Source organism: Anaerolineales bacterium, from assembly GCA_022866145.1.
In the GTDB taxonomy this organism is placed as follows: Bacteria; Chloroflexota; Anaerolineae; order Anaerolineales; family E44-bin32; genus PFL42.
Map to the genome: position 1 here is coordinate 1 of JALHUE010000439.1, position 4,906 is coordinate 4,906.

The 4,906-nt window shown below is 66.2% G+C and carries 3 protein-coding genes and 2 tRNA genes; 3 read left to right on the plus strand and 2 right to left on the minus strand.

Annotated elements, in window-relative coordinates; translation table 11 throughout:
* Positions 1-322: 322 nt before the first annotated feature.
* Together MUO23_13105 and MUO23_13110 are read right to left on the minus strand one after the other, a co-directional pair.
* Positions 323-398: transfer RNA gene (locus tag MUO23_13105), tRNA-Ala, on the minus strand.
* A 12-nt stretch (positions 399-410) separates the two neighbouring features.
* A tRNA-Ala gene (locus tag MUO23_13110) sits at positions 411-483 on the minus strand.
* 587 nt (positions 484-1,070) lie between these two features.
* On the opposite strand from MUO23_13110, the gene MUO23_13115 reads away from it, so the two are divergent.
* The 3 genes from MUO23_13115 to MUO23_13125 all read left to right on the plus strand — a co-directional run.
* Complete coding sequence (locus MUO23_13115; GenBank protein ID MCJ7513890.1) at positions 1,071-2,177, plus strand: Xaa-Pro peptidase family protein; 1,107 nt, start codon at positions 1,071-1,073, stop codon at positions 2,175-2,177.
* Between the two features lie 95 nt (positions 2,178-2,272).
* A complete protein-coding gene (locus MUO23_13120) occupies positions 2,273-4,243 on the plus strand; it encodes a hypothetical protein (GenBank protein ID MCJ7513891.1) in 1,971 nt (656 codons plus the stop codon).
* 109 nt (positions 4,244-4,352) lie between these two features.
* Positions 4,353-4,906 (plus strand): alpha/beta fold hydrolase (locus MUO23_13125; protein MCJ7513892.1); only part of this gene is annotated, 554 nt, incomplete at its 3' end.

Genomic DNA, 4,906 nt, shown 5'->3' on the forward strand with positions numbered 1-4,906 from the left:
CCCGCGGCCTTCCGGCTGCGTGCTTCCTGTGCTCAAGCCGCGATTAACAAAGACGCCCCTTCGCCATCCAGGGACGAAGGGGGCCACTCCGCGGTACCACCCTGATTGCCCCGGCTCGCGGGGCCGCTTGCTGCCGCGGTAGCCGGCGGTACCCGTCGCCGGCTAGCTCACGGTCTCACCGGCGAGGCCTGCCCCCAGGGGGCCACAGGCGAGTTCGGCCTTTGTTCGATGGCGCTCCGTTAGCGCCCGGCCGGGATCGCACCCGGCCCCGGCTCTCTGGCGGATGGCCTACTACTCCTGTGCTGGCCGCTATTAAGTTGTCTGGTGGACCCAGTGGGATTCGAACCCACGACCTTCTCAATGCCATTGAGACGCGCTCCCAACTGCGCTATGGGCCCATGTGGTGGCAGTGGACCTGGAGGGATTCGAACCCTCGACCTCTTCAGTGCGATTGAAGCGCGCTCCCAACTGCGCTACAGGCCCCCAAGCGTGGCTTCGCGCATTCTAAACCAGCCGATAAGGGCTGTCAAGCAGCAGTGGCTCGTCCGATACCGATGAGACGCGCTGCTATCGCCACCTGCCACATCGGCTTCTGGGAAGCAGGACGGCGTTGCTTTCGCCCTCAGCCTCTTGCCCTTCGCGACAGCTTGTTCGGGTCGACGCCCTGCGGGCGCAGCCCGTCGAGGCGGATGGCCTGCACCCTCGGCGCCGCCTGCCACACCATCCCGGCCGTCTCGCCCCGGCGGGCCGGGGCTCTCGGTCCGAACGGGGTGTCCTGCGGGGAGGGCAGATGTGCTACGCGGGCTAGCAGCCCAGCTGGCCAGTACCCGGTGCGGAGCGGTCACTCCCCAAGCGGGCAATGCGGAGAGCCCTTTCAGGATGCTGCCCTGCAGCACAGGTGCAGGTGTCGCGAGGGGATTGCGTCCGGGAGAGGTTGACGGTTCGACAGGTTGGGGCAGGGCCGCTTGCAGGAAGGGGAGGGCGACGCGCGAAGGCCGTCGGAGGCGGAGGGCCTGTGGTTGTGGGCGGTCACGCCGGCTCGTATAATCCATCCCATCCCGGAGGCAACTATGCATCTCGCACGGTTGGATCGCCTGATGCGTCTGCTGCAGCAGGCCGCGCTAGACGGGCTGGCGGTTGTACCTGGCCCCAATCTGCTCTACCTGGCCGGCCTGTCGTTTCACTTGATGGAGCGCCCGGTCGTGGCTCTGTTCATGCGGGACGCCGAGCCGGCGTTGATCTTGCCAGCCTTCGAGCTTTCGAAAGGACAGGCCTCGCAGATCCCATTCCGGCTGTTTCCCTACGAAGAAAGCGAGGCCTCGCCCGGGCCCGCCTTCCAGGCGGCAGCCGCCCATGCCGGGCTGGCGGGTCGAAAGCTGGGCGTCGAGCCTTTGCGCATGCGTTACCTCGAACTCGGTTTGCTGCAACAGGCCGCCCCCCAGGCGGTGCTCGCGAGCGCCGACTCGGTGCTGACCGAGCTGCGGCAGGCGAAGGATGAGAACGAGCTGGCGGTGATGCGCCAGGCAGTCCAGGTGGCGGAGCGGGCCTTGCTCAACACCTTGCCCCAGGTCCGGGTGGGCATGACAGAGCGCGAGCTGGCAGCCGAGCTCAGCTTGCAGATGCTGCGCAGTGGTTCGGACAGCGAACTTCCCTTTCCCCCGATTGTGGCCTCCGGGCCGAACAGCGCCCTGCCGCATCACTCGCCGGGCGATCGGGCGCTGCAACATGGGGACGTGCTGATCCTCGATTGGGGGGCGGCAGTCTCAGGCTACATTTCGGACCTGACCCGCACCTTCGCCCTGCCACCGCTCGACCCGGAGATGGCGCGCATTCACCAGATTGTGCTGCGGGCCAACACCGCTGGCCGGGAGGCGGTGCGTCCCGGTGCCTCATGCGCCAGCGTGGACCATGCCGCCCGCAGCCTGATCGCCGCCGAGGGATTCGGCCCGGAGTTCCGCCACCGCACCGGACACGGGATCGGGATGGAGGCGCATGAGCCGCCATACATACGCGGCGACAATAAGGACCTGCTCAAGCCCGGGATGACCTTCACTGTGGAGCCGGGCATCTACCTGACGGGTCGCGGCGGAGTGCGCATCGAGGACAACCTGCTGGTCACGCACGACGGGTCGGAGTGTCTGAGTTCTCTGCCGCGCGGCTTGCCGGAGATCGGGTAGCGGCCCGCGGTCCGCGGGCGGCAGCCGAGCTTTTCAACCTTGCCCCGCCGTCAATGCCCGAAGTGCGATCGCTCTCCCCCTCCATCGATGACGCCATGACGGGAGACGGCGCCGGCATCCGGACTCAGTCCCCCCGGGCACAACGGGCAGCCCTTCTGCGGCGCGGCATCCCCTTCTTGGTGGTGTTGATCGCTCTGGCGGGGGCTGGAATACTCGCCAATGACTACGGCCAGTCCTATGATGACCACGGGGATGCCCGGTTCGGGGCGGCGTCGCTCCGGGCCTACATCGGCGATCCAGGTTTCATGCAGGGGCATGGGGACCGCCTGCGCTACGGCCCGTTCTCCTGGATGGTTTCGCATGCGGTCGTTGCGCTGGCCCAACGGATTGCACCTGGGGTTCTCAGCCCAGACGTTCGCCATATTGTGAACGCGAGCTTCTTCGTTTGGGCAACCGTAGCATCATACTGGCTGGCGGTCCGCCTGACAGGGCGCGCCTCGGCAGCCCTGCTCTCGACCCTGCTCTTCGCTCTCCAGCCCGTAGTGCTTGGCCACGCATTCATCAACCAGAAGGACACCCCCTTCATGGCGCTCTTTGTCCTCTCGGTTGCCGCCGGGATTGCGGCGGTCGATTTCTCGCGTCGCGACCCGCCGGGGGCCATTTCAGCCCAAACCTCGGGTGTCGCCATCACTCCTCCCCCTCCCCGGCGTCCATCGACGTCGCGCAGGGTCACCCTCGTCGCCATCGCACTGCTTGTGGCAGTTCTGATCGTTGACCTCTTGATCCGAGGGGCGCTCTATCGAACCCTCAGCAACATGCTCGCCTTGGCCTACACCCAGCAAGGACCCTTCTGGCTGAGCAGGCTCTTCCGTGCTGCAGCTGAAGATTCCTATAAGACGCCCCTAGAGCTGTATTTCCAGAAGTTGGTCCTGGTCTACGGCTGGGCCTCTGTCATTGCCAGCCTGATCCTGCTGGCGGCGCTGGCCGTGCTGGCCTATAGGCTGCTGCCCTCGCTGCGCACTCCCACCTCCCGCCGGCGTGTGGGGGAGCTGCTCGTCATCGCTGCGGCGGGCATACCGCTAGGGCTGTGCATGTCGACCCGAGCGCCCGGCGGCTTTGCCGGCGTCCTGGTTGTGGTGTATGCCCTGCTGCGTCCGCGCTGGCGGAGCACAATCGATGTTGTGGTCTACCTCGCTGCAGCGGCTGTGACCAGCTACCTGACATGGCCATTTCTCTGGTCGGCACCGGTCTCCAATCTTCTCGAGGCTGTGCACTTGGTCATGGACTTCCCCGCCCGCGGCGTTCTGTTCGAGTACATACACTATGCCTCCACAGATCTCCCACGGAGATACCTGCCAAGGCTGCTTGAGATTCAGCTGACGGAGACCGCCTTGCTTGCGTTCGCAGTCGGATTGGGTGTCGCCGTGCACCGGCTCTACCACCGTCACATCACCCGCGACCTGGTCCTGATTGCCATGGCCTGGCTCTTCCTGCCGCTCTTGTACGTTGTGCTCGCGCGTCCTTCCATTTACGGCAACTTTCGGCAGTTCCTGTTCATCCTTCCGCCTCTCTTCCTTCTGGCAGGCTTGGCGATCGACCTTCTCTTCAGCCGGGTCAGGCACTGGCCCCTTCGGGTCGTGCTCGCTGCACTCCTGCTCGCTCCGGGTCTGCTGGGTATCGCCCGGCTGCATCCCTACGAATACGTCTACTACAACAGCCTCGTAGGCGGAACCCGGGGGGCGGTTGATCGATTCCAGCTCGATAACTGGTGCACCTCGTACCGGGCCGCCATGGAGTATGTGAACCAGCACGCGCCCGCAGGAGCCGTCGTCGCCGTGGGTGGGCCTGTGGAATCGGCGCGCACCTTCGCCCGACCGGACCTCAGAGTCGTGCAAGCGCCTGCGCACGGACAGCCCGATTTCGCGCTGATCTGCGATGAACAGCTCAGGATGGACAACTTCTACCCCGATATGTCCACGGTCCAAGTTATCTCGGCCGACGGAGTGGCATTGGCCGAGGTCAAGCGCACAGCCGAAAGGGCGCCTGCGCCAGAGGGGTCTCCGTGAACCCTGCCGCTCTCAACCTGCGCCTCGCGCCCAGCCGCAATGCAAGGTTCCCGTTCTTGGATTGCCACTACGGCCTCGGCAGCTCAGCAACCGCCAAAGCGAGTCTGGGGTGAGCACGCTACTTCCCGGCGGCGAACCTTTCCTCTTTCCGGGCGGCAGCACCGGCTGCCTGCTGATCCATGGCTTCACGGCCTCGCCCCAGGAAATGCGCCGCCTCGGAGAACATCTGGCCGGCGAGGGTCACACGGTGCTCGGCATTCGCCTCCCAGGCCATGCGACCCAGATCTCCGATATGCTGCGCGTGCGGTGGGGCGACTGGTACGCCGCGGTGCAGGACGGCGCCCATCAGTTGGGCGGCATGTGCACTCGGCTGGTTCCGATCGGCCTGTCGCTGGGCGGGGGGTTGGCGCTTCTGCTGGCCTCCGAAGTGCCGGTGTCAGCCGCCGTCGGCCTGTCGACGCCGTACCGCCAGCCCGCGGATCCCCGGTTGAGCGTGCTGAGGCACCTGAGGTGGATCGTGCGCTACTGGCCGAAAGGCCCGCCGGATTGGCGGGACCGACAAGCCCAGGCCGAACGGGTCGCCTATCCTGCCTATCCGTTGCGGGCCGTCGCCGAGGTCGAGGCCGCCTTGGCGGCCATGCGAGCCGGGCTCGGACGCATCCG

What these genes read in the sequence shown, in the direction of transcription:
- MUO23_13115 (MCJ7513890.1), top strand. Translation starts at nt 1,071, where the DNA reads ATGCATCTCGCACGGTTGGATCGCCTGATGCGTCTGCTGCAGCAGGCC.
- MUO23_13120 (MCJ7513891.1), top strand. Translation starts at nt 2,273, where the DNA reads ATGACGGGAGACGGCGCCGGCATCCGGACTCAGTCCCCCCGGGCACAA.